We start from the raw sequence: 25,006 nt of genomic DNA, 5'->3' as shown, positions 1-25,006 counted from the left end.
TGCACCCATTCTGCTTTCAAACAAAAAACGCCCCGCAATGCGGGGCGTTTTTTCAAAGGGTGAACCGGCTTACGAACCGGCTTTCTTGCGCGGCATCAACACGGTGTTGTCGTCCGCCAGCTGTTGCTCCAGCTGTCGGGAGACGAACTCCGGGCTGTTGGTGTGACGGGCCAGCAGGTTGTAGACCACGGGGATCACCAGCAGGGTGAAGAAGGTGGCCAGCAAAATCCCGCTGAGCACCACCACGCCGATGACGAACCGGGTCTCCGCGCCGGCCCCGGAGGCCAGCACCAGGGGCACGGCGCCGGCGGCGGTAGTGATGCCGGTCATCAGGATGGGTCGCAACCGGGCCGCGGCGGCGTCGATGATCGCCTGCTCGAAGGCCACGCCGCGGTCACGCAGCTGGTTGGCGAACTCCACGATAAGGATGCCGTTCTTGGCCGCCAGGCCGATCAGCATGATGATGCCGATCTGGGAGTAGATGTTGAGGCTCTGATCGGTGAAATAGAGCCCCAGCAGCGCACCGGCGGTGGCCAGGGGCACCGTCAGCATGATCACCAGCGGGTGGATGTAGCTCTCAAACTGCGCCGCCAGCACCAGGAACACCACCACCAGCGCTAGGGCAAAGACGAAGGCCACCGAGCCGCCGGACTCCTGGTGATCCTGGGAAGCGCCCTTGTAGCTGACCACCGCATCGGCGGGCAGCAGATCCGCCACCAGGCCGTTGAGGTAGCCCAGGGCCTGGCCCAGGGTGTAGCCGTCCGCCAGGTTGGCCTCCAGGGTGATGGCCCGCACCCGGTTGTAGCGGTTCAGGCGCGGCGCATCGGCGTACTCCTCGACGCTGACCAGGTTGGCCAGGGGGATGAGCTCGCCGGTGCGACCGGAGCGTACGTAGAGGCTGGCCATGTCCGCGGCGGTGTTCTGCCTATCTCGCTCCCCTTCGATGATGACGTCGTACTCTTCGCCGCGCTGCTCGAAGGTGGTGACCAGTCGGGAGCCGAGCATCGACTCCAGGGTGCGACCGATGGTGCGGATGGAGACCCCAAGGTCACCGGCCCGCTCACGGTCAATCACCACCCGCAGCTGCGGCTTAGTTTCCTTGTAGTCGTGGTCCAGCCCGATAAGGCCCGGGTTGTTGGCGGCCTCGGCCAGGATAAGATCCCGCCACTGGGCCAGCTCTTCGTAGCTGCCACCGCCGATCACGAACTGCACGGGCTTGCCGACGCCGCGACCGAAGGCCTGACGCATCACCGGGAAGGCCCGCACCCCGGCCAAATCCGACAATCGGCCACGGATGTCGTTGATAAGCTCAAAGGCGCTGCGCCGCTCGGACCAGTCCTCCAGCACGATGATCGCCATGCCGCCGGAGAAATCCTCCACCCGGCCAAAGCCGCGGGGGGCGCGGATCAGCAGTCGCTTGATCTCGCCGGACTCCACCAGAGGCATCAGTCGATGCTCCACCTCGTCCATATAGGGTTTGATGAACTCGTAGGTGGCGCCCTGGGGCCCGTTCACCATAAGGAACATGGAGCCACGGTCCTCTTTGGGAGCAAACTCCGAAGGCAGCTTGCTGAACAGCCAGCCGCTGCCGGCCAACGCGCCGATCAGTACCACCACCACCAGGTAGGGCCGTTGGATCCAGGCCGCCAGGGCGGCGCGGTAGAAGCGCTTGATGCGCTCCACCCCGGCGTCGATTTTGCGCACCAGCCAGGGCTCGTTCTCCACCGGCTTGAGCAGCTTGGAGCCCATCATGGGGCTCAGGGTCAGGGCGACGATGGAGGAGAGGATCACCGCCGCGCTCATGGCGATGGAGAACTCCCGGAACAGCTTGCCCAAATCCCCTTCCAGGAAGCCGATGGGCAGGAACACCGCCACCAGCACCGCGGTGGTGGCGACGATGGCGAAACCCACCTGACGGGCACCGAGAAAGGCGGCTTTGAGCGGCGGTTCGCCCTGCTCGATGCGGCTGTGGATGTTCTCCAGCATCACGATGGCGTCGTCCACCACCATGCCGATGGCCAGAATGAGCGCAAGAAGGGTCAACAGGTTGATGGAGAAGCCCAGGGCGAAGAGCACGATAAAGGTGCCGATCAGCGACACCGGTACCGTCACCGCCGGAATGAGCATAGCCCGGACGCTGCCAAGGAACAGGTAGATCACCACCACCACCAGGGCCATGGCGATAAAGAGGGTACGGTACACCTCGTCGATGGAGGCCTGGATAAACACCGAGGAGTCGTAGGAGCGTTTGATCTCCATCCCCGCCGGCAGGCTCTGGTTAAGCTCATCCACCAGGGTGTGCACCTGGCGGGCCACATCCAGGGTGTTGGCGGTGGACTGACGGGTCACCCCCAGGCCAATCATGTCCTGCAGGTTGCCGCGAAAGGCGATCCGCTCCTCTTCGGTGTCAAGGCGCACCTCGGCCACCTCGCCCAGTCGGATCAGGTGGCCGTCGGGACCGGCGCCCACCACCAGCTTGGCGAAGTCATCCGGATGGATAAAGCTGCGCTGCACCCGCACGGAGAAGAGCCGGCTTTCGGACTCGATGGCGCCGGCGGGCAGCTCGACGTTGTCCGCTCGCAGGGCGTCCTCGATGTCGGTGACGGTGAGCCCCCGGGCCGCCAGCTTCTGGCGGTCGACCCAGACGCGCACGGCGTAGACCTTGCCGCCCCCGATGCGCACGTTGGCCACGCCATCGATGACGCTGAACCGGTCCACCAGGTAGCGCTGGGCGTAATCGGTCAGCTGCAGGGTGTCCATGCGGTCGGACACCAGGTTCAGCCACATGATCACCTCGGAGCTGCCGGAGGCTTTCTGCACCTCCGGCGGATCCGCCTCTTCGGGGAGGTTGTTGAGGATGCGGGAGATGCGATCGCGCACGTCGTTGGCGGCGGCGTCGATGTCGCGGCCAACGTTGAACTCCAGGGTCACCGAGGAGCGGCCATCCCGGCTGGAGGAGGTGATGTTGCGGATCCCCTCCACCCCGGCGATGCGATCTTCAATCAGCCGGGTGATCTTGCTCTCCACCACCGCTGCAGAGGCGCCGCGGTAGTTGGTGCTGATGTCCACCACCGGCGGATCGATGTTGGGGTATTCCCGCAGCGGCAGCTTGTCGAAGGCCACCAGGCCGAAGGCGATCAGCAGCAGGCTGATCACCGACGCCAGGACCGGTCGTTTGACCGAGACGTCCGTCAGTAGCATCAGCTGGCCTCCAGGTGGGTGAAGCGCTCACTGTCTCGAACCTCGACGGTCTGTCCCGGGCGCACCTTCTGGATCCCGCGGGTGATCACCCGCTCACCGTCGGCCACCCCTTCGAGGATCTCCACCCGGCCGCGGCTGCGCAGCCCCAGGGTCACCTTGCGCTGCTCCACCACGTTGTCGGCGTTGACCACGTAGATGAACTGGTCCCGCTGCAGGGGGATGATCGCCTCCTCCGGCACCACCAGGCCCTGGCGCTCCTCGGCGATGAGGCGCAGGGTCAGCAGCATGCCGGGGCGCAGTTTGAACTCCCGGTTGTCCACCTCGGCCCGCACTACCACGGCACGGGTTTCCGGGTTGATGCGGCTGTCGATGCTCACTACGGTGCCCTTGAAGCGCTCACCGGGGAAGGCGGCCACCAACCCCTCGACCGATTTGCCGGGGGTCAGCTGGGAGAGGAAACGCTCCGGCACGGTGAAGTCCAGCTTCACCACCGCCAGATCATCCAAGGTGGCGATGGCGGTGCCCGGGGTCACCAAGGCGCCGGGGCTGATCTGGCGAAAGCCCAGCAGCCCGGAGAAGGGGGCGTAGATGTAACGGGCATCGAGCTCCGCCTGGTACTGGGCCAGTTGGGCCCGGGCGATGTCGATGTCGGTGAGGATCTTGTCCAGCTCGTTGCTGGGGATGGTCTTGGTCTTAACCAGACCTTCGATGCGGTTGAACTCCCGCTCGTGCTCGGTGAGGTTGGCCCGGGCGGCGCGCAGCTTGGCCTGCTGCTCGGCGTCACGCAGGGTAACCAGCAGATCCCCCTGCGCCACCCGCTGGCCGTCCTGGAAGTGCACAGCCTGAACGCTTTCGGTGACCTTGGCGGAGAGGATGACCGACTCCCGGGCCCGAACGGTGCCCAGGGCTTCCACCTCCCAGCGAACCGATTCGGTGTTGGCGGTGGCGGCGACGACGGTGGGGGTACCCTGGGGGCGAGCCTGGGCCAGTTTCTCGCTCTTGGCCTGCTCTTTGTACCAAACGCCGGCGACCAGAACCGCCACCAGCACCATCCCTGCAGTGATTGTTGTTCTCATAATTCCTTTGCTCTGCATCACAGATTGCGCTCCAGTTTACTGAGACAACATGTCAGAACAATACGATTTACAAGATCTTACACAAATGACACATCGCGTTAGCCCGACACCCAAAGGGAAGTATACGCAAGGGTGATGGGCCCGGTTCAAAACCCAAAGCCGCACTTTCATTCGCCTTCGATTCCGGTCCCCGCCAGCTTCAGCTAAGCGTTTATAGAGCATTGTAAAATCAGCCGATTTTCTCATGTGCCGAAAATGTCACCTATCCTTAATGGCGGGCACGGCAGCGCACAGCGGCCGGCCCGAACCATAAGCGGGTTTTAGGGGACAGAACAGATGAGAATCGGCATAGTCTGCCACCCCAGCGTGGGGGGCTCGGGCCTGGTGGCCACGGAGCTCGCCCACGGACTGGCGAAACAGGGCCACGAGGTGCACGTCATCTCCAGCGAGCCCCCCTTCAAGCTGAGCCGCCAGCTGGCGGGGATCCAGTTCCACCTGGTCGAAGCGATCCACTACCCGCTGTTCCAGGATCCCCTATACACCTTCGCCCTGACCGCCAAGATCGTCGAAGTGGTGGAGCAGTTCCGCCTGGAGGTGATGCACGCCCACTACTCCATCCCCCACTCCCTGTGCGCCTACCTGGCCTCCCAGATCACCGAGCGTCCCTTCCCGGTGGTCACCACCATCCACGGCACCGACGTCACCGTGGTGGGCCAGGACCGCCCTCTCTACCCCCTGAACCGCTTCAGCATCCTCAACAGCACCGTGGTCACCACGGTCTCGGCGTTCCAGCGCCAACACATCCAGCGCCACTTCCAGGTGACCAAGGCCATCGAGGTGATCCACAACTTCATCGATCTGTCGGTGTTCCACCCACAGGGGGCCGACCCCGGACTGCGGGCCAGCCTGGCGGCGCCGGAAGAGAAGGTGGTGATGCACGTCTCCAACTTCCGCCCGGTCAAGAATACCGACACCGTACTGCAAAGCTTTGCCCTGGCCTGTGCCCAGGTGCCGGCCAAACTGGTGCTGCTGGGGGACGGGCCAGACCTGGAGGCCTGCCAGGCCCGCTGCCACCAGTTGGGGATCGCCGACCGGGTGCGCTTTGTGGGCAAGGTGCAGCAGGTGGAGCGCTACCTGCCCGCCGCCGACTGCCTGCTGCAACCGAGCTACCGGGAGTCCTTCTGCATGGTGCTGCTGGAGGCGATGGCCTGCGCCGTGCCCACGGTGAGCAGCAACGTGGATGGCATACCTGAGGTGGTGGCCGACGGCGAGACCGGCTTTACCGCCGCGCCGGACGATGTCGAGGCCCTGGCGGCCCATCTGATGCGCCTGCTGGGCGACGATGCCCTGGCCCGACGGATGGGCCAGGCGGGCCGACGGCGGGCCGCCAGCTGCTTCGCGGCAGAGGAGAAGGTTGAGCAATACCTGGCCTGCTACCGGCGGGCCATCGGCCAACTGGCCCCGGACCAAGGAGAGGTGTAACCATGGCCACCGCCACTGCGGCGACCCCCGCCCCTGAAAAAAAGAAGATGAGCATGTCCACCCTGGTGCTGCTCTCCTTTATCGCCGGGATCCTGGCCGGCCTGTTCTTCGGTGAGACCCTGGCCTGGATGTCGGTGATCGGCGACGCCTTCGTCAAACTGCTGCAGATGACCATCATCCCCTACATCATGGTCTCCCTCATCTCCAGCCTGGGGAACCTCTCCTACCACCAGGCCCGCAGCCTGGCTCTGAACGTCGGTAAGCTGATGTTGGTGATCTGGGCCTTCGGTCTGGTGATCATGTACCTGGTGAAGTTCACCTTCCCCAGCTGGCAGGCGGGGGACTTTTTCAGCCTGTCGGTGCTGGAGGATCCCCGCCCGGTGAGCCTGCTGGATCTCTACATCCCCGCCAACCCCTTCTTCTCCATGTCCAACAGTTACATCCCCGCCATCGTGCTGTTCTGCGTGGCCACCGGGGTGGCGCTGATTGGCATCGAGGACAAGTCCGCCCTGCTCAAGCCGCTGCAACTGCTGGGGGACGCTTTCAACCGGGTCACCGGTTACATCGTCAAGCTGATGCCGCTGGGGATCTTCGCCATGACCGCCGCCACCGCCGGCACCATGGACATCGAGGAGTTTCAGCGTCTGCAGGTCTACTTCGCCGCCCACGTGGTGATGACGGTGATCCTCAGTTACTGGCTGCTGCCGGCCCTGGTGGCGGTGATCACCCCCTTCTCCTACCGGGATCTCACGGGCATCGCCAAGGACGCCCTGATCACCGCCTTTGCCGCCGGCAACATCTTCATCATCCTGCCGCTGCTGATTGAGCACACCAAGGAGCTGTTCCACAAGTACAACATTGGCAGCGAGGAGACCGACGACTACGCCAACGTCATCATCCCAGTGGTGTTCTCCTTCCCAAACCTGGGCAAACTGCTGACCATCGTTTTCGTGCTGTTCGCCGCCTGGTTTGCCGGTGCCGAGCTGGACTTCGCCACCTACCTGCCGATGGCGATCAACGGCCTCATCAGCCTGTTTGGCAGCGTCTACCTGACGGTGCCCATGCTGCTGGACAGCCTGGAGCTGCCCTCGGATCTCTTCCAGCTCTACATGGTCTCCAGCTTGTTCACCAGCCGCTTCACCTCATTGCTGGCGGCAATGAACCTCTTTGTCCTGGCGGTGGGAGGCACCGCCATGCTGGCCGGCTGCGCCAAGCTCAACCTGCGCCGGGTGGTGATCTACGCCGGTCTGACGCCGGTGGTGATGGGGGGGATCCTGGTGGGCACGGCGGTGCTGCTCTCCAAGGTGGTGGACACCGAGTACGAGATGGACGAAGTGGTGGCCCAGATGACCTCCGCCGAGACCCTGCCGGATCGGGTGAGCAACTTTGTGCCCCGGGAGCTGCCTCCCACCTCGGCGCCCCGCAGCCTGGACGCCATTCGCGAAAGCGGCCTTCTGCGGGTGGGCTACAACCCACTGCAGGTGCCCTTCTCCTTCTTCAACGCCAACAACCAGCTGGTGGGGCTGGACGTGGAGATGATGAACAAACTGGCCAGCGAAATGGAGCTGGAGGTCGCCTTTATCCCCTACTCCTCCAGCGGCGTGTTGGAGGATCTCAACCGCGGTCGCTTCGATGTGGTGATCTCCGGACTGCAGATGACCACCAACCGGCTGCAGTACGTGGGCTTCACCAACCCGGTACTGACCCTGCACTACGCCTTCGTGGTCAAGGATTACCGGGCGGATGAGTTTGCCACGGATCAGATGGTGCGAGACGCCGGCCCGCTCAAGGTGGCCTCAGTAGGGGATTACGCCATCGTCCCGGCGCTCAAGCAGAAATTCCCCAACCTGAGCTTCGAGCGGATCGAGTCAGACCGGCTGTTCTTCGAGGACGACCAGGAGACCTGGGATGGGCTGCTGATCAGCCTGGAGGCGGGGAAAACCTGGACCATGCTCTACCCGGAGTACACCACCCTGTATAACCGCAAGGAGGTCAAATCCTTCCCGGTGGCCTATGTGGTGGCCAAGGACAACGTGGAGCTGCACCTGTTCCTCAACTCCTGGCTGGAGCTGCAGCGCGCCTCCGGCTACGTGGATAGACTCTACAACTACTGGATCCTGGGCAAGAACGCCAAGCCCAAGCAGCCCCGCTGGTCGGTGATCAAGGACGTGCTGGGCTGGGTCGAGGCCCCGACCCAGCCAGCCAAACCCCAGTGACGGCTCAGTAGTAGCGCTCGGCCACCCAGTCCAGGCCATCCAGATAGGCCCGGGTCTCGTCGCTGAGGGGGTTTTCCAGCAGCAGCAGGGTGCGCAGCTGGGCGTTCTGATCCAGGTTGATGGTCTCGATGTGATTGAAGCTGGCCAGCAGCACCTCCAGTTGGGTGTTGGCGGCGACGTCAAGGCCGCTCAGCGCGTTCCAGGGGACGCTCAGCACCTCAAGCGCCGGCAAGCCGGTCAGGTTCAACTCCGTCAACGCGTTCTCATAGCCCCACAAGCCGTACAGCGCCGGGCTGTCCCCCAGGGCCAGGGTGGACAGGTTCGGATTCTCGCTTACGTTCAGCTCGGTCAGCTCATGATGCGCATCCAGCGCCACCGCGCTCAGCCCGGTCTGGGAGAGGTGCACCCGGGACAGGAGGGGGTTGTGGGTGAGATCCAGCGTGGTCAGCTCCGGCCCGGCGCGCACCCAGAGGTTTTCCAGCTTCGGCAGGCCGGAAAGATCCAGGCTCGCCAGCTGGGGGGTGGTCAGCAGCACCTGCCAGATCTCGGGGTTGTCGTGCAGCGCCAGGGAGGTCAAGGCGTCCCCCTCGAACAGCACCGACTGCAGGTAGGGCAGCGCCTCGATCCCCGCCAGGTTGCTGATGGGGTAGCCGTCGCAGTGCAGCATGATGAAGTCGGTGAGCGTAGTCAGCTCAAACTGGTTACGGATGTCATCGAAACACTGCTGCAGCGCCGGCGACTCGAAGGTGATGCCCGCCAATTCGTCGCGGGAACTGCTGTCACTGCCACAGCCGGCCAGCGCCAGCGCCGCGGCCAAGATCCATCCCTGTCGTTTCATGGTGCCTCCTTGGCGGTTCAATAATGGCGCTCGGCCACCCAGTCCAGGGTGTCGATGTACTGCTTCATCTCGCCGGTCAGCGGATTGTCGATAAGATCCAGGTACCCCAGCTTGCGGTTGTAGTCGAAACGCATCTCGGTGATGGCGTTGCTCTGGGCCCGGAATTGCCGCAGCTCGGTGTTGGCGGTCAGATCCAGCCCGGTCAGTCGGTTGGCGCTCAGATCCAGCGCCTCGAGCAGGGGCGCCCCGGAGAGATCCAGCGCGGTCAGGGCGTTGTTGCGGATAAAGCCGGCCCGAAACTGAGGCTGTGTGCCCAACGTCAGCTGAGTCAGGTTGGCGTTGTCGTAGAGATCCAGCTGCACCAGGGCGTGGATGGGCCTCAGGTCCAGCTGCTGAAGCGGGGTGTCGATCAGCACCAGGTGGGCCAGATTGGGCACCGCCTGGGCATCGAAGGTGGTCAGCGGCAACTCCTGCAGCGCCAGGACATTAAGCATGGGCAGCGCATTGAGGTCCAGGTCGCCTATCAGCGGGGTGCGCAGGCCCAGGGTGTGCACCCTTTGGCCGTGGGAGAGGTCAATGTCCGCCAACAGCGGGCTGCTGATGTCGGCAAACAGCAAAGTGCTGGGCAGGGTGACGTCGGTCAGCGACTCGGAGATGATCAGCAGGTATTGCAGCGCGGTCAGCGCCTCGATGCCATCGAGGGTATCCACCTCGCTGTCGTAGCAGTAGAGGACCCCCACCTGGCTGACCCGGGTCCAGCCCTCGTCACGGCGCTGGGCGTCGAAGCAGGCCTGAAGGGGTTCGGACGTAAAACGGATGTCGTCCAGTTCGTTGTAACGGTCGCTGTCGCTGCCACAGCCGGCCAGCATCAGCGCCGCGGCCCCCAGTACTCCCAAATATCGCATCGGCTCGCCTCCTTGTGCGCATCATTCCGGGCTCCTGCCCAGGGCTCAACCTCACGGCGAACCGGCTTCGACACAAGGGCTTTCGCCAACTTTTACCTTTGACTATCGTCACCGCTACATCCTGATTACATGGCGCTCAGGCACGGGCGGCAGCCAGGGCATCATCCTCCGTGCGATCACCGCGGCCCAGCAACCACAGGGGCAGCAGTGCCAGCGCCACCAGGGCCCCCGCCACCAGGCCGTTGTTGTCCACACCGATGCGGCTGGCCACCTGGCTGCCCAGCAGGGCGCCACTGCCGATCCCCACGTTGAACAGCGCCGAGTAGATCGCCATGGCCACGTCGGTGGCCTGGGGCGCCAGGGCCAGGGCCTTGGCCTGCAGCGACAGTCCCATCAGCATCATCGCCGCCCCCCACACCAGGCAGAGGCCGCCCAGCAGCAGCGGGTGGTGGCCCAGCAGGGGCAGGGCCACCACACAGGCCCCCAGCACCACCACCGCCAAAGTCAGCAGCCGGTGGGCGTGACGGGCCTGGTAGCGGCCAAACAGCATGCTGCCCAGCAATCCGGCGCCGCCGAACAGCAGCAGCATGGTGGTGGTCACCCCGGGGCGGTAGTGGAAGTGCTGCTGCAACAGCGGCTCCAGGTAGGTGTAAACAGCAAACTGGGCCGTCACCAGCAACGTGGTGAGCAGGTAGAGCAGCAGCAGGGGCCGATGGGACAGCAGGCCCGGCAGGCTGCGCCAGTCGCCGCCGCGCTCCGCCTCAAGGCGGGGCAGTCGACGCCACAGGCCCAGCATCAGCAGCAGCGCCGCCAGCCCCACCAGGGCGAAGGTGATGCGCCAGCCCAGCAACTGTCCGACGATGCGTCCCACCGGAATGCCCAGCACCAGCGCCAGCACGGTGCCGGTGGCCAGCAGGCCCAATGCCTTGGCGCCCTGCCCTTCGGGGGCCAGACGCACCACCAGGGCGGGGGTGATGGCCCAGAACAGCGCATGGGCCAGGGCGATCCCCACTCGACCGGCCAGCAGCACCTGGTAGTGCTGGGCCAGCGCCGTCACCACGTGGCTGGCGATAAAGAGGGCCAGCAGCATCAGCAGCAGCGAGCGGCGCTCCTGGCGAGCCAGCAGCAACACCGCCGGCAGGGAAGCCAGGGCCACCACCGCGGCGTAGACGGTCAGCATGGGGCCCATCTGCACCGCCGAGCGGCCGAAGCTCTCACCCAGGTCCGCCAGCAGCCCCACTGGGGCAAACTCGGTGGTGTTGAATACAAAGGCGGCCAGGGCCAGCATCCACACCGGCAACCAGGCCTTGAACGACTGCAGCATGGTGGCGCCAATCCAAGGGAAAAAGGGCGGCAAGTCTACGCCCGGGCCGCCCCCTTGGCGAGGGGGCAGAAGCGCAAAACCGCGACGGGATCACAAAGCCGGGCGCACAAAAAACGCCCACCGGTCAGGGTGGGCGTTTTGGGGTGGGCCGAGTTTCAGCCCCGGTGGGCTTCGAGGGCCTGGGCCAGCTCCTTGGTGCGGTGATCCGGCGAGTGGGTGCCCTTGGCCATCAGGCGGTACATCATGGGCACGATGAACAGGGTGATCACCGTGGCCAGCGCCATGCCGAAGAAGATCACCACCCCAATGGCGTAGCGGCTCTCAGCGCCGGCGCCGGTGGCCATCAGCAGGGGCACCGCGCCAAACAGCGTGGTGAAGGCGGTCATCAGGATGGGACGCAGACGGGAGCTGGCCCCCTGCACCACCGCCTGCTCGAACGCCAGGCCCTTGTCCCGCAGCTGGTTGGCGAACTCGACGATGAGGATGCCGTTCTTGGTCACCATGCCGATAAGCATGATCATCCCCACCTGGCTGTAGAGGTTGAGGCTCTCGCCGGTCAGCAGCAGGCCCATCAGGGCGCCGGCGATCCCCAGGGGCACCGTCAGCATGATCACCAGCGGGTTGATGAAGCTCTCAAACTGGGCCGCCAGCACCAGGTAGGCCACCAGCAGGGCCAGGCCGAACACTAAGAAGGTGTCCGCCTGGTTCTCCTTGTAGTCCTTGGACTCCCCGGCATAGTCGACGGTGATGTCCGCCGGCAGGGTGTCCCGGGCGGTCTGCTCCAAAAGCGCCAGGGCCTCGCCCAGGGTGTGGCCTTCGCCCACGTGGCCCTGGATGGTGACCGACTTGCTGCGCTGGTAGCGCTTGAGGCGATGGGCCGCGCCGATCTCCTCGAAGGCCACCAGGCTGGCCATGGAGATCCGCTCGCCACTGGGGGTGGTCATGTAGATCCCCGACAACTGGGAGGCGTCGGTGAAGCGGTCGATGTCGCCCCGCAGGTAGACGTCGTACTCCTCGCCGCGGTCGACGAAGGTGGTGCGGCTGACCCCACCGAGCACCGCCTCCAAAGTGCGGGCGATGTCCCGGGGGCTGATCCCCACCCGGGCGGCGGCGTCCAGGTCCACCCGGGCCAGCAGCTCCGGGGTGGTTTCCGAGTAGTCGCTGTCCAGGTCGCGCACTTCCGGGCGCTCGGCGGTGGCTTCAATCAGGGTGTGGGCCCAGTGATCCAGCTCGTCGTAGTCGGCGCCGCCGAGCACGAACTGGATGGGTTCGGAGCTGCCGCCGCCGAAGCCGGGGCCCATGGGGAACACCCGCACATCGGGGATGCCCACCAGATCCCGACGCAGCTGGGCGAGGATCTCGGAGCTGTGCTGGTCCCGCTGGGCCCAGTCTTTGAGCAGCAGCACGAAGAAGCCGGTCTGGTCGCCCCGGTTGCCAAAGGCCGGGGTGGAGAAGTTCATCGCCTGCAGCGGGCCCTCCTCGGACATCAGCGGCAGCAGCTTGGCCTCCACCGCTTCCATGTTCTTGACCATGCGGTCGTAGGCGGTGCCCTCGGCGCCCTTGACGTAGACGAAGAGCACGCCGCGATCCTCCGAGGGGGTGAACTCGGTGTTGATGCGGGGGAACATCAGCGCCGCGGCCACCAGGGTCAGCACGATGGCCGCCGGGCCGGCCCACTTGTAGCGGATCACCCGCTCCAGGGCGCGCTGGTAGGCCTGCTCCAGGGCGCTGAACTGGCGGTTGACCCAGGCGTTGAAGCGGTTGGGTTTGACGTTGGCTTTGAGCAGCGCCGAGCCCATCACCGGGGTGAGGGTCAGGGCGATGAGGGAGGAGAAGATCACCGCCACCGCCAGGGTCACGGCAAACTCGGTAAAGAACTTGCCCACCATGCCGCCGGCAAAGGCGATGGGCAGGAAGATCATCACCAGTACCGCAGTGGTGGCGATCACCGCAAAGCCCACCTCCCGGGTGCCCTCGTAGGCGGCCACCAGAGGCGAGCTGCCCCGCTCCAGGTGTTTGAAGATGTTCTCCACCACCACGATGGCGTCGTCCACCACCAGGCCGATGGCCAGGATCAGCGCCATCAGGGTGAGGATGTTCAGCGAGAAGCCGGCGAACTGGGCCACCATAAAGGCGGCGATCAACGACACTGGCACCGTCACCGCCGGGATCAGGGTGGCCCGGGCCTGGCCCAGGAAGAGGTAGAGCACCAGCACCACCAGGCCCGCGGTCACAAAGAGGGTCTGGTACACCTCGTTGATGGAGCGCTCGATGAAGATGGTGGCGTCGTAGGCCACCTCCAGCTCCATGCCGGCGGGCAGTTGCGGCTGGATCTGGTCCACCAGGGCGCGCACGCCCTTGGCGACATTGATGGGGTTGGCGTCGGACTGGGCGCCGATGGCAAAACCCAGGGCGTTGAGGCCATTGCTCTTAAAGGTGCTGTTCTCGGTCTTGGCACCGTCGAAGATGGTGGCGATGTCCGACAGGTAGATGGGGCTGCCCTGCTCGTCGTAGCGCACCACCACCCGCTCGAAATCCTCCGCCGAGTTGAGCACCCGCTCCAGGCGCACCGACATCACCTGGTCGCGGTTGCGCAGCTGGCCGGCGGGCAGCTCCAGGTTCTGGTTGTTCAGGGCGTTCTCCACCATGGCCACGGAGATCCCCCGTCCGGCCATGGCGCTGGGGTCCAGCTGCAGGTAGATCACCCGCTCCAGATCGCCGTAGAGATCCACCTGGCTGACGCCGGTAACCAGAGAGAGGCGGTCCACCAGCACCCGGTCGGCGTAGTCGGTCAGGTCGATGCGATCCATCTCCGAGCTGCGCAGGGAGAGGCGGATCACCGCATCGCCGGTGACGTTGGCCTTGAGCACCATGGGGTCGTCGGCGTCGTCCGGCAGGCTGCGCTGGGCCCGAGCCACGGCATCCCGCACGTCGGACAGCCCTTCGAGGATGTCCCACTCCAGGTCAAACTTGACGGTGATCTGGCTGGAGCCGTTGCGGCTGGTGGACTCGATGGTGTCGATGCCGGAGATCCCGGACAGCTGGTCCTCGATGGGCTTGGTGACCTGGTTCTCCATCACCGCCGCCGAGGCGCCCTCGTAGGTCACGGTGATGGAGACGATGGGCACGTCCACGTCCGGCAGCTCGCGCACCGACAGCTTGGTGAAGGAGACCAGGCCGAACAGGGTCAGCAGCAGTGACAGCACCACGGCCATCACCGGCCGCTTGATGGAAACGTCCGACAGCAGCATCAGCGCGCAACCTCGCCCATCTGGCCGACTCCGGCTTCATGAACGGTGCTGCCGTCCTTGATGCTGACCAGGCCCTTGACTACGATGCGCTGGCCCACGTCCAGGCCGCCGTTAACGGCAATGGTGTTGCCCTGGCGGATCCCGGGCTCAATCAGGGTGCGGTGGGCGATGTTGTCCTCGTCCACGGTGTAGACGAAACGGTCGGAGCCGGAGTACTCCATCGCCTGCACCGGGATCACCGGTTTGACCTCGGCGGGCAGGGCGAAGTCGATGCGGGTGAGCATGCCCGGCTTGAGGCGCTCATCCTGGTTGTCGAACTGGAAGCGCGCCGCCACCGTCATGTCGTTGGCGTTGACCCGGCTGTCCACCGCCACCAGTTGACCGGCAAAGGCCCGTCCCGGCCAGGCGTCGATCTGAGCCTGTACGCTCTGGCCCGCCGCCAGGGTGGCCAGGTAACGCTGGGGCACCGCCAGGTCCAGCCGAAGCCGGTCCAGCTCGTCCAGGGTCATCAGGGCTTCACCGCTGACCACCTGGGCGCCCGGGGCGTGGCTCACCAGCCCCACCACCCCGTCGAAGGGGGCCAGCAGGGTGCGCTTGTCCAGCTCCGCCTCGGCGCTGGCCAGGCGCGCCTGGGCCATGGCCACTTCCGCTTCCTGGGCCGCCAGTTCGGAGGCGGAGATGGCGCCCTTGTCCGCCAGGCGGGTGCGCTCCGCCAGTTGGCGCTGAGCCTCCACCAGGTAGGCCTTGGCTTCATCCCGCTGGGCGGTTTGCTGCAGGTTGTCCAGCCGGGCCAGCACCTGGCCCCGCTGCACCCGATCGCCGCTGTCCACCATCAGGCCCACCAGGCGCCCGGACACCTCCGGGGCGATGGTCACCGCCTGCCAGGCTTCCAGGTTGGCCACCAGGGCCAGCTGCTGGGGCAGCTCCAGCGCGGCCACGTTGGCGGTCTCCACCTCCACGGGGCGGGCGCCGGGCTTGGCAGCGGATTTCTCATCGCTGGGGGCCAGGGTCAGGTAGGCCGCCGCAGCCGCAGCGAACAACACGAGGGGAACAACAAACTTCTTCGACATCGGGACGGATCTCCATTTGAGTGCCGGCATGGTACCCCATGGACCCGTCAATAAACGTAAAGAAGTGCCAGTCAGTCATGACTCAATACAACCAAGTACATCCCAACCACCGCCACGCAACAGCACGCTAACTTTTGCCCGCTTTTTGGGCAGCGCAAAAGGCCGGCGCCGGGCAGCGCGCACAAAAAAGGCAGCCCTGAGGCTGCCTTTTTTCATCGGGACTGTTACTGCAGTTCCCGGCTCTCTTTTTGCAACAGCTCGGCGAAGCGGTTGTACATCTGGGTGACGGTCTCGGTGGGCAGGGGTTTGGCCTCGTTGTCCATCACGGTGATGGCGGTGCGCTCCCCCATCCCCTCGACGCGGACTTGATAGGGGCCCTCTTCCAAGGGCAAGACGTCGTTGTCACCCCACAGCTTGGCCCAGAAGCCCAAGTCCGGATCGTAATCGACGAAGTAGGTGCCCAGTTGCTGGTCGAGGTCACGCACCTCGAAGCCCAGCAGGGGCAGCACCTTGTCCATGCGACGCCACACCTGGATAAAGTCGGCTTCGGCCACGAAGGCGGTGTTCTCGTCGGCATCGAAACCCAGCTCGGTCTTGATGCCGCGGCCGCTCACCAGCTCCTGGGCCGCCTGGCGCTGCATGCGCTCGTGGTTCATGAAGGCGATGGCGTTGTTGAGCATGTCGATGGCGTAGCGACGACGGTCGGCGTCGGTCAGCACGATGCTCTCATCGATGCCATCCAGACCCTCTTCGTGGTCAACCAGCTCGATGGTGATGGCGCCGCTGCGGCCGTGGTCCTTCACCGCAGTGTCGAACTCGTAGCGCTGACGGATCTGGTAGACCTTGTCGCGGAACCAGGACTTGCCGATCACCTCTTTGTCCTCGATCCAGTCGGTGACAATGACGGCGCCGTCGTTGTTGGCCACGGTGATGGACTGGGCGTCGAGGAACTTCACCAGGGTGTCGTTGATCTCGCGGGCTAGGTCCAGGTCATCTTCGTTGCTTTCCACCAGTACGGTGATGCTGTCGACGCCGTCCTGCAAACGGGTGCCGGGGGCCAGGGGCAATACCTGCAGCGGCGGGCGCACGTCCAGGCGAGCCCCGATCACGTCGCGGTCCACTTCGCCACCCAGCTGCGGGATATCAAACTCCCGACTGACTCGGGGCGCTTCCAGCCCGGCGGGCACCACCAGCTCGGTGGGGGTGGGCTGTTCCAGGTACTCGAAGCCACCACTGGCCTGACGACGTTCCAGCGGGGTGCTGCACCCCACCAGGACCATAACCGGCGCCATTACCGCAATGGCGAGGAGATTCCGTTTCATTCACTTCCCTCAAACAGTGGCGGAGGCGTTCAGCGCCTCGCGCACTTTGACTTTTCCTTGTTCGCTCAGCTCGGTCAGCGGCAGGCGCATCACCGTCTGCTCGGTCTGGCCGATCGCTTCCATGGCCCACTTCACCGGGATGGGGTTGGACTCGACGAACAGCGCCCCGTACAGGGGGTAGAGCTGGGCATCCAGGCGACGGGCGTTGGCCAGATCTCCGGCCAAAGCGGCGTCGCACAGCGCCTTGAACTCTTTCGGGCGGACGTTGTTGGTGACCGAGATGACGCCGTCGCCGCCGGCCAGCATAAAGGCCATGGCGGTCGGGTCGTCACCGGTCAACAGGACAAAATCGTCGCCGCAGAGCTGGCGCAGGGGGGTCACCCGGGACAGATCCCCGGTGGCTTCCTTAATGCCTACGATGTTTTTCACCCGGCTAAGTTCCGCCACGGTTTCTGGCTTCAGGTCGCAGCAGGTGCGACCGGGCACGTTGTAGAGGATCTGGGGCTTGTCGGTGGCCGCCGCGATGGCGCTGAAGTGGGCGATCAGCCCGGCCTGGGTCGGCTTGTTGTAGTAGGGGGTCACCGACAGCATGCCGTCGGCCCCGGCCTGGTCACAGGCTTCAGTCAGGGCGATGGCCTCGGCGGTGCTGTTGGCGCCGGCGCCGGCGATCACCGGGATGCGCCCGGCCACCTGGTCCACCACCGCTTTGACCACGGCAACGTGCTCCGGCACGGACAGGGTGGCGGATTCACCGGTGGTGCCCACGGCCACGATGGCGTCGGTGCCGTTGTCGATGTGAAACTCTACTAAGTTGCTCAAGGTGGCAAAATCCACCGAGCCATCCTGGTTCATTGGCGTCACCAGGGCGACAATACTTCCGCGAAACATCCCGTGCGTTCCCCATGTAATAGAGCCAGCTATGGTACTGTTGCACCTGGATGAAGACAAGGTCGCGACCACGCTGGGCCTTTGTGCTAGCATGGCGGCCATCTTTTTTTCCCGCACGGCTCAATTCCGCCGCCAAAACGGTCGCCCGTCGACCGAGATAGGACCCCACATGACCCAGTATCTGGCCGTCACCGCCATGGGCACGGACCGGCCCGGCATCGTCAACAAGCTGGCCAAGCTTACCGCCAGCTGCGATTGCGACATCATCGACAGCCGCGTGGCCATCTTCGGCAACGAATTCTCCCTGATCATGCTGGTGGGCGGCAGTTACGCCGCCATCGCCCGGCTGGAAGCCGAACTGCCCGTGCACGCCGCCCAGTGGGAGCTGTTGACCATCTGCAAGCGCACCTCGGAGCACACCCCCATGGACTTCACCTCCCGACTGGTGGCGGAGTTCGAGGGTCTGGACCGCCGGGGCACCATGAAGCGGATCACCCAGTTCCTGGCGGATCGCGAGCTGGACCTGGCCGGGTTCAGCTCCAACGCCCGCCAGGGGGACGACGGCGCCCAGTTGCAACAAGTTGAGCTGCGCATCAACGTCACCGCCCGGGTGGACCTGGACGCCCTGGAGGCCAGCCTGGAAGAGCTGGCCCGGGAGTTGAACCTGCAATGCCGTTTCCACCGTATGGAAGGCGCCCAACAGGATTGAGCACAAGGAGCACAACCATGAACACCCTGCAGGCCGGCGACAAGGCCCCCCAATTCACCCTCCAGGATCAAAACGGCCAGGACGTCTCCCTGAGTGACTTTGCCGGCCAGCGGGTGCTGGTCTACTTCTACCCCAAGGCGATGACCCCCGGCTGCACGGTGCAGGCCCAGAACCTGCGGGACAGCCAGGCGGCCCTGGCGGAGAAAGGGGTGGTGGTACTGGGGATCAGCCCGGACCCGGTCAAGCGGCTGGCCAAGTTCGCCGAGCGGGACGCGCTGAACTTCACCCTGCTCTCCGACGAAGACCACGCCGTGGCCGACGCCTTTGGCGTCTGGGGCCTCAAGAAGTTCATGGGCCGCGAGTACGACGGCATCCACCGCCTCAGCTTCCTCATTGGCGCCGACGGCACCATTGAGCACTTCATCAACAAGTTCAAAACCAAGGACCACCACCAGGTGGTGCTGGACCTGCTTGGCTGATGCCAGCCTACGGCGGCTGACCGCCACGGCCCTGCTGGGATGGGCCCTGTGCCTGTCCCTGCTCTCCAGCCACGCGCTGGCGGAAACCCTGCACCACCTCGATGGCAGTGATCCCTGTGCCCAGGCACTGATCATCGACCACTGGCTCCACGCCCTGCCGGGCACCGCGGTCGAACTGCCGGCCACGGCGGCCCCCCAGGCGCCGCGACAGACCGAGCCTCACCAGCCGGTGCTGCGCCCCGTCACAAAGGTGGGGATCCGCGATCCCCCCGCCCTCCCGTTGTCATAACACGTCGAACCGTTACGCCTTTTTCAACCGGAGAACCCCTTGTGAAAACCCTGACTTTGACCGCCACCGCCATCGCCGCCGCCCTGACCCTGAGCGCCTGCCACCCCCACGATCACGACCATGATCATGACCACGATCATGACCATGCCCATGCGGCCACCGCTTCGGTCCAGGAAGGCGGCCACGATGGCCATGACCACGCGGCCCACGACGGCCATGATCATGAGGCTCACGACCATGCGGCCCATGAGGGTCACGACCATGGCGACCACGACCATGCAGCCCATGACGGGCACGACCATGGCGACCATGACCACGACCATGGTGAGGGCCACGGCGCCCATGTCCATGGCGAAGGTCAGCTGACCCTGATCCAGGAGGGTGAGCAGGTGATGGTGGGGCTGAGCCTGCCCACCGACAGCCTCTGGGGCTTCGAGCGGGCGCCGCAAAACGCCGACGAGGAAGCCCTGGTACGCCGGGTGCTGGGCCAACTGACCGCCGGTCACCGCTTCTTCGAGCTCAGCCGCGATGCCAACTGCCAGGCCACCGAGGTGCAGATCACCCCGCCGGCGGGCCTGGAAGACCCCAGCGCGTCCGGTCATATGGAGCTGGAAGCCCAGTGGTTCTGGCAGTGTGAAGGCCCGGTCACCGATCTTAAGGTGCCGCTGTTCAAGCACTACCCGGAGATCCACCGCCTGACCCTGCAGCGCCTCAGCGAGACCGGCAGCGGTGGTGCCGAGCTGACCCCCTCCTCCCCCGTGGCCCAATGGTAAGCCGATGCACCAACTCGAGATTGACCACCTCTCCTATCAATGGCCCGGCTCCGGCCGCAGCCTGAGCCTGCCCCGGCTGGCTCTGGCCGCCGGTGAGCGGGCCATGCTGCGCGGCGTGTCCGGCAGCGGCAAGTCCACTTTGCTGAACCTCATCGCCGGGGTACTCAAACCGGATACCGGCACCCTGCGCCTGACCGGCACCGAGCTCAGCACCCTGAGCGCCGGTCAGCGCGACCGGCTTCGGGCCGAGGCGATGGGCATCGTGTTCCAGCAGTTCAACCTGCTGCCCTACCTGAGCGTGCACGACAACATCCTGCTGCCGCTCAAGTTCGCCCCCGAGCGACGCAAGCGGGTGACCCAGCCTGAAGCCGAGGTGCGCCGCCTGATGGCCGCCATGGAGCTGCCCGAATCGGTGCTGGCCCGGCCGGTCACCGAGTTGTCGGTAGGCCAGCAGCAGCGGGTCGCCGTGGCCCGTGCCCTGCTGGGCAGCCCGGCGCTGATCTTGGCGGACGAACCCACCTCGGCCCTGGACCCGGACAGCCGCGACCGCTTTATGGCGCTGCTGACCGCCCAGTGCCAGGCGGCGGGTTCCAGCCTCCTGCTGGTCAGCCACGACCCGGCCCTGGCCGAGTGCGTGGACACCCAGTACCAGCTTCATGTCCATGACCAGGGCACGGAGGTGCGGCCATGCTGACCCTGATGCTGCAAAGTCTGCGCAACCGCCTCACCTCGGTGCTGCTGACCCTGACGGTGATCGCCGTGGCGGTGGCCCTTTTTATCGGCGTGGAGCTGGTGCGCAGCCAGGCCAAGCAGAGCTTCGCCAACACCATCTCCGGCACGGATCTGGTGGTGGGCGCTCGAAGCGGCAACATCAACCTGCTGCTCTACTCGGTGTTCCGCCTGGGCAACGCCACCAACAACATCGGCTGGGAAACCTATGAGCGGCTGTCCCAGACCCGCGGCGTAGCCTGGACCATCCCGCTGTCGTTGGGGGACTCGCACCGGGGGTACCGGGTGCTGGGCACCAACCAGGCCTACTTCGACCACTACCAGTTCGGTCGGAAGCAGTCCCTGAGCCTGGCCCAGGGGGAGCGCTTCGACCGTTTGTTCGAGGTGGTGCTGGGTGCCGAGGTGGCCAACAAGCTCGGTTACAAGCTCGGTGACGAGCTGGCCCTAGCCCATGGGGCCGGCGGTTCCACCAGCTTCTCGCTGCACGACGACATGCCCTTCACCGTGGTGGGGATCCTGGCGCCCACCGGCACCCCGGTGGATCGCACCCTGCATGTGTCACTGGAGGCCATCGAGGCGATCCACGTGGGCTGGCAGGGGGGCGTGCGCACCCACGGCGTGGAGGTGGACCAGGTCAAGCAGATGGACCTGACCCCCAAGACCATCACCGCCTTCCTGGTGGGGCTGGAGAGCAAGTTCCAACTGCTTGGGGTGCAGCGGGCCATCAACACCTACCGGGCGGAGCCGCTGTCGGCGGTGCTGCCGGGGATGGCGTTGGCGGAGCTGTGGACCCTACTCAGCCAGGCGGAGAAAGCCCTGGCCATCGTCGCCGCCTTTGTGGTGGCGGTGGGCCTGACCGGCATGCTCACCACCCTGCTGGCCAGCCTCAACGAGCGCCGCCGCGAGATGGCGATCCTGCGGGCCATGGGCGCCGGTCCCCGGCACATCTTCCTGCTGCTGTGGGCCGAAGCGGCACTGCTGGCCCTGATCGGCACGGTGCTGGGCTACCTGCTGGCCCAGGGCGTGGTGCTGGTGCTGGCGCCCTTTGCGCTGGAGCAGTACGGCCTGGTGCTGAGCCTGGATTTGCCATCGGGCACCATCTTGTGGATGATGGCGGCGGTACAGGTGGCCGGCTCCCTGGCGGGGCTGATCCCGGCCTGGCGCGCCTATCGACACACGCTGGCCGATGGACTGACCCAAAGATTGTGAGGATGGAATGAAGAAGCTTGTGATCCTGGCCTTTGGCCTGATGATCTTCAACCTGGCCCTGGCCGACGACGTCCAGGTCCTGGAATGGGATGACCTGCGCCCGGAAAGCGAGCGCAACCAACCCCTGATGCCCGCCAACCCCCACGCCGGCTCGCCCTTTGGCCCGGAGGAGGAGTTGATGGGGGGTGGGGATCCCTGGATCCAGTCCACCGGCCCAGTGGTGCCGGAGCTCAATGGCAAGACCATCCGTCTGCCGGGCTTTATCGTGCCGCTGGAGGGGGATGAAACCAAGGTGACTGAGTTTCTTCTGGTGCCCTACTTTGGCGCCTGCGTCCACGTGCCGCCGCCGCCCACCAACCAGCTGGTGTACGTCAAGTACGAAGAGGGGATCCCCCTGGACATCATCTGGGACGCCATCTGGGTGACCGGCACCCTGCGCACCACCAGCTTCTCCATCGAGGAGTTCTCCGCCGGCTACACCCTGGAGGCCACCCTGGCCACCCCCTACGACGAGGGCTAAGGGCCATCGCCATAGAAAAAGGCGCCGCAAGGCGCCTTTGTGGTATCTGGAGGCAGGTCTTTCGGAATGCCCTACCCTGCTTAGCTTCTTACCATCGGGACCAGGCCAAGGCACCTTGGCGGTACCCTTATGGGTTGCCCACCTTCTCGCTGGAGGGCGCCCTGCCCAACAGGTCTTCAGCGGCAAAGTTCAAATGGCGGCTGTGCATCTCATCACCGTCAAAAAAGTCGGTCGTCAGCAAGTATTCCTTTAAGTGCTTTGAGGTCCCCAAAAGGTGTACCTGATTGCCCTCCCGCCACATCAAGATAGGCCTATCAGCGCGCAAGAGGACGGCTGCCTGTTTCAAATCGCGCTGCGCTTCGCTCGGCGAAAAACACCGCGTCTCTCCTGGGGCTATCAGCGTTCGCAGGTCTTGCCACTCCTCGCCCTCCAAAGTCGATGCAGAGGCCCCATTACGCCACATGATGGTATTGCCGATCCGATGTGAATAGATGGAGGTAATCTGTTCCCCAAGACGAGGAATGAGTACCCCAAAATCGGTCCAAAAATGGATCTCCATCGCCGTTGGGTGCCAGTGGTTAGGCGACTGAAACCAGGTGGCGATCCGATGCTGCTCGGGGGTACAGATAGAGGGTTCGGCCTCTAAAACCGGGCTGAAGATCAGCAGTGCGATTGCGGCTGCCCGTTTCATGGTGTGCTCCCCCTCTCCTTTCGTTGGCTTCCCGACCCGGTCCTTGGGTCACCCTCACTGTGTCACAGCGCTGGGGCCCATCACAAGCCTTGGGCACAGGCACAAAAAAAGGCATCCCCGATGCCCAATCACGCCATTATCGTGATGAGCTTGGGGATGCCTGACTTAAGCAGGGTCCGGGTTTATCGCGTCGGGGTGATGAGGTCCCTCAGCGAACTTGGCGATGCCATTGGGATGAGATGAAAGCCGGAGCGGATCGCTCCGGCTTTGGGGTGTATCGCCAAGGGTCAGCCCTTACTGCTTAAGTTCGTGGGGCCACTCCTTCTCCACCCGCTCGGTGATGAACTCGGCCTTGTCGGCTTCCATCTTCTCCAGGTCGAGACCGGCCAGCGGCTGAGCCTTGGCTTTGGTGTCGACGGTGGTGATGTCGAAGACGTAGTCCGGGTCGTACTTCTGCAGCAGGGCGTCCGCTTCCACCAGGGCCGCGTCGATGATGCCGTTGGCTTTCTCGAGCAGGCGGATGGCTTCGGCCTTGTTGTGGGCGTGGATGCCGTGGGAGGCGGTAGCGCTGTCCCAGAACCACTGCGCGTTACGGATCTTGGTCAGCAGGCTGTCCATCTCACCGGCCAGTTCGGTGCCCGCTTTCAGCGCGCCCTCGTAGTTGGCCTTGGCTTCGCCGATGGTACGGCCCTCTTTCAGACCTTCCACCCCGTTGGCAGACCAGATGGCCTGGGCCTTGAAGTGCAGCTCGGTCAGGCGAGCGTCGGTGCCGTTGTCGCCGAAGCGCAGGGCGTTGATCTCGGCCTTACGGGCGGACAGGAAGCCGTCGAAGGCGTCGGCGTCGTGACAGCCCTGACAGTTGCTGGGCAGCTTGTTGGCGTCGAAGCGCACGTTGTGGCTGGAGTAGGCTTGGCCGCTGTCGTTCTCCGCCTTGGGCATGTGGCAGGTCACGCAGGTGAAGTCCATGTGGCTGCTCATGGTGTGGCTGGTACGGTCCACCAGGTTTTCGTACTCGGGGTGCTGAGTCTTCAGGTTCGGCGCACCGGAGATGGCGTTGGTCCAGTCCTTAAAGCCAATGGAGTCGAAGTAGGCCAGCTGCGCCTCGGAGGCGAAGCCCTCGTACAGGCCGTCGGTGCCTTCGTAACCCACGTGGGATGCGTAGTCGGTCTCCACACCCGGCTTCCAGAAGTCCCAGGGGTACTTCACGGTCTTGGAGTTGGTGCCGTCGAAGTAGTACTCCACGTGGCACTGTGCACACACCTGGTTGCCCTTCTCAGCCATGTCCTGGGCTTCGAAGGTGCGGCCGATGGTGGTCATGGCACGGTCGGTGTAGGGGCGGGACAGGCGCAGTTGGTCATCGCCCAGCTCGTGACAATCGGCACAGCCGATGGTGTTGGCCATCTCGTGGCCCCAGGTGGACCAGGAGTTGTCAGAGAAGTTGGCTTCGCCAATCTCGTCGTACATGCGGGCGATGTCCGGGGTCTTACAGCCCCAGCAGCTGGCGGCCATCGCTTCGCCCACCACCACGCCGTTCATGGTCATGGGGCTGCCGGTGCGCAAGGAGGAGATCACGTCGGTCATGGCGAAGTGGTGCCCACGAGCGCGGTTGTAGTCCTTGGCGAAGCCGTAACCGGCCCAGGCCACCACCAGGTTGGGGTTGGCTTCCAGCAGATCTTCCGGGCCACCCTCGGGGGTGTTCTCTTCGGTCTCGGCCCAGGAGGCGTGCTGCTCCGGGAAGGTCTCCGCCCAGTTGTCGCTGTTGTAGAAATCAACGGGCCCTTCGGAGGGCGGCAGTTCACAGGTGTTGGTGTCCGGGTTGAGGATGGTGCCTTCCCCACACTCCACCGGCGGCGGAACCGGGGCCACTTCACAGACGTTGGTGTCCGGGTTCAGTACCGAGCCTTCACCGCACTCTACCTGAACGGTGTCATCATCATTACAACCTGCAAGCGCGGCCGAGATGGCCACAGCAATAAGCAATTTATTATGTTTCATCATATCCCTCTGCATTTCTTTTTTGTTGCAACAGGCCCA

The 25,006-nt window shown here is 64.8% G+C and carries 20 protein-coding genes; 9 read left to right on the top strand and 11 right to left on the bottom strand.

Going from position 1 to position 25,006, the window contains the following annotated elements:
• Positions 1–69: 69 nt before the first annotated feature.
• Together KUV81_RS02430 and KUV81_RS02425 are read right to left on the bottom strand one after the other, a co-directional pair.
• On the bottom strand, positions 70–3,201 hold the full coding sequence (locus KUV81_RS02430; RefSeq protein WP_222542251.1) for an efflux RND transporter permease subunit: 3,132 nt from the start codon (positions 3,199–3,201) through the stop codon (positions 70–72).
• Entirely contained in the window at positions 3,201–4,277 is a 1,077-nt protein-coding gene (locus KUV81_RS02425; protein ID WP_261389176.1) for an efflux RND transporter periplasmic adaptor subunit, read from the bottom strand. Before KUV81_RS02425 ends, KUV81_RS02430 begins: the two co-directional genes overlap by 1 nt.
• 336 nt (positions 4,278–4,613) lie before the next feature.
• Between KUV81_RS02425 and bshA the strand changes: the two genes are divergently transcribed.
• Together bshA and KUV81_RS02415 are read left to right on the top strand one after the other, a co-directional pair.
• Positions 4,614–5,759, top strand: a complete 1,146-nt coding sequence (bshA, locus tag KUV81_RS02420) for an N-acetyl-alpha-D-glucosaminyl L-malate synthase BshA (RefSeq protein WP_222542249.1) — start codon at positions 4,614–4,616, stop codon at positions 5,757–5,759.
• Positions 5,760–5,761: 2 nt separating this feature from the next.
• Positions 5,762–7,975, top strand: coding sequence for a cation:dicarboxylate symporter family transporter (locus KUV81_RS02415; protein WP_222542248.1), 2,214 nt, complete (start codon positions 5,762–5,764; stop codon positions 7,973–7,975).
• A gap of 4 nt (positions 7,976–7,979) precedes the next feature.
• Here KUV81_RS02415 and KUV81_RS02410 read toward each other — a convergent pair whose 3' ends face one another.
• From KUV81_RS02410 to dapA, 7 genes are all read right to left on the bottom strand, one after another.
• Positions 7,980–8,813 (bottom strand): hypothetical protein, encoded by an 834-nt coding sequence (locus KUV81_RS02410; RefSeq protein WP_222542247.1) that lies wholly within the window; start codon positions 8,811–8,813, stop codon positions 7,980–7,982.
• Positions 8,814–8,830: 17 nt separating this feature from the next.
• Positions 8,831–9,718: a hypothetical protein gene (locus tag KUV81_RS02405; RefSeq protein WP_222542246.1), complete on the bottom strand. Its 888-nt coding sequence runs from the start codon at positions 9,716–9,718 to the stop codon at positions 8,831–8,833.
• 136 nt (positions 9,719–9,854) lie between these two features.
• A complete protein-coding gene (locus KUV81_RS02400) occupies positions 9,855–11,042 on the bottom strand; it encodes a sugar transporter (protein WP_222542245.1) in 1,188 nt (395 codons plus the stop codon).
• Between the two features lie 155 nt (positions 11,043–11,197).
• Positions 11,198–14,293, bottom strand: a complete 3,096-nt coding sequence (locus KUV81_RS02395; protein ID WP_222542244.1) for an efflux RND transporter permease subunit — start codon at positions 14,291–14,293, stop codon at positions 11,198–11,200.
• The gene (locus KUV81_RS02390; protein WP_222542243.1) at positions 14,293–15,363 is read right to left on the bottom strand and encodes an efflux RND transporter periplasmic adaptor subunit; all 1,071 of its coding nucleotides are present in this window, start codon (positions 15,361–15,363) and stop codon (positions 14,293–14,295) included. The genes KUV81_RS02395 and KUV81_RS02390 overlap by 1 nt, the downstream gene beginning before the upstream one ends.
• A 224-nt stretch (positions 15,364–15,587) precedes the next feature.
• Positions 15,588–16,685 carry an outer membrane protein assembly factor BamC gene (gene bamC, locus KUV81_RS02385; RefSeq protein ID WP_222542242.1) on the bottom strand — a complete coding sequence of 366 codons (1,098 nt, stop codon included), beginning with the start codon at positions 16,683–16,685 and terminating at the stop codon, positions 15,588–15,590.
• A 9-nt stretch (positions 16,686–16,694) separates the two neighbouring features.
• On the bottom strand, positions 16,695–17,573 hold the full coding sequence (gene dapA / locus KUV81_RS02380; protein WP_222542241.1) for a 4-hydroxy-tetrahydrodipicolinate synthase: 879 nt from the start codon (positions 17,571–17,573) through the stop codon (positions 16,695–16,697).
• Between the two features lie 169 nt (positions 17,574–17,742).
• On the opposite strand from dapA, the gene KUV81_RS02375 reads away from it, so the two are divergent.
• Genes KUV81_RS02375 through KUV81_RS02345 form a run of 7 tightly spaced genes read left to right on the top strand, consistent with a single transcriptional unit; the run spans position 17,743 to position 22,281 of the window.
• The gene (locus KUV81_RS02375) at positions 17,743–18,282 is read left to right on the top strand and encodes a glycine cleavage system protein R (protein WP_222542240.1); all 540 of its coding nucleotides are present in this window, start codon (positions 17,743–17,745) and stop codon (positions 18,280–18,282) included.
• Between the two features lie 17 nt (positions 18,283–18,299).
• The gene (gene bcp / locus KUV81_RS02370; RefSeq protein WP_222542239.1) at positions 18,300–18,761 is read left to right on the top strand and encodes a thioredoxin-dependent thiol peroxidase; all 462 of its coding nucleotides are present in this window, start codon (positions 18,300–18,302) and stop codon (positions 18,759–18,761) included.
• Complete coding sequence (locus KUV81_RS02365) at positions 18,754–19,050, top strand: hypothetical protein (RefSeq protein WP_222542238.1); 297 nt, start codon at positions 18,754–18,756, stop codon at positions 19,048–19,050. Before bcp ends, KUV81_RS02365 begins: the two co-directional genes overlap by 8 nt.
• Positions 19,051–19,091: 41 nt before the next feature.
• Positions 19,092–19,823 (top strand): DUF2796 domain-containing protein, encoded by a 732-nt coding sequence (locus KUV81_RS02360; RefSeq protein WP_222542237.1) that lies wholly within the window; start codon positions 19,092–19,094, stop codon positions 19,821–19,823.
• Positions 19,824–19,827: 4 nt separating this feature from the next.
• Entirely contained in the window at positions 19,828–20,517 is a 690-nt protein-coding gene (locus KUV81_RS02355) for an ABC transporter ATP-binding protein (protein WP_222542236.1), read from the top strand.
• On the top strand, positions 20,511–21,761 hold the full coding sequence (locus tag KUV81_RS02350) for an ABC transporter permease (RefSeq protein ID WP_222542235.1): 1,251 nt from the start codon (positions 20,511–20,513) through the stop codon (positions 21,759–21,761). Before KUV81_RS02355 ends, KUV81_RS02350 begins: the two co-directional genes overlap by 7 nt.
• A gap of 7 nt (positions 21,762–21,768) precedes the next feature.
• Positions 21,769–22,281 (top strand): DUF3299 domain-containing protein, encoded by a 513-nt coding sequence (locus KUV81_RS02345; protein ID WP_222542234.1) that lies wholly within the window; start codon positions 21,769–21,771, stop codon positions 22,279–22,281.
• A 127-nt stretch (positions 22,282–22,408) separates the two neighbouring features.
• Here KUV81_RS02345 and KUV81_RS02340 read toward each other — a convergent pair whose 3' ends face one another.
• On the bottom strand, positions 22,409–22,972 hold the full coding sequence (locus KUV81_RS02340; RefSeq protein ID WP_222542233.1) for a hypothetical protein: 564 nt from the start codon (positions 22,970–22,972) through the stop codon (positions 22,409–22,411).
• Positions 22,973–23,266: 294 nt separating this feature from the next.
• Positions 23,267–24,967, bottom strand: coding sequence for an ammonia-forming cytochrome c nitrite reductase subunit c552 (locus KUV81_RS02335; RefSeq protein WP_222542232.1), 1,701 nt, complete (start codon positions 24,965–24,967; stop codon positions 23,267–23,269).
• Positions 24,968–25,006: the final 39 nt, after the last annotated feature.

Origin of the sequence: Ferrimonas balearica, assembly GCF_019802085.1 — a bacterium.
GTDB lineage: Bacteria > Pseudomonadota > Gammaproteobacteria > Enterobacterales > Shewanellaceae > Ferrimonas > Ferrimonas balearica_B.
This window is presented reverse-complemented; position numbering and strand designations above follow the sequence as displayed.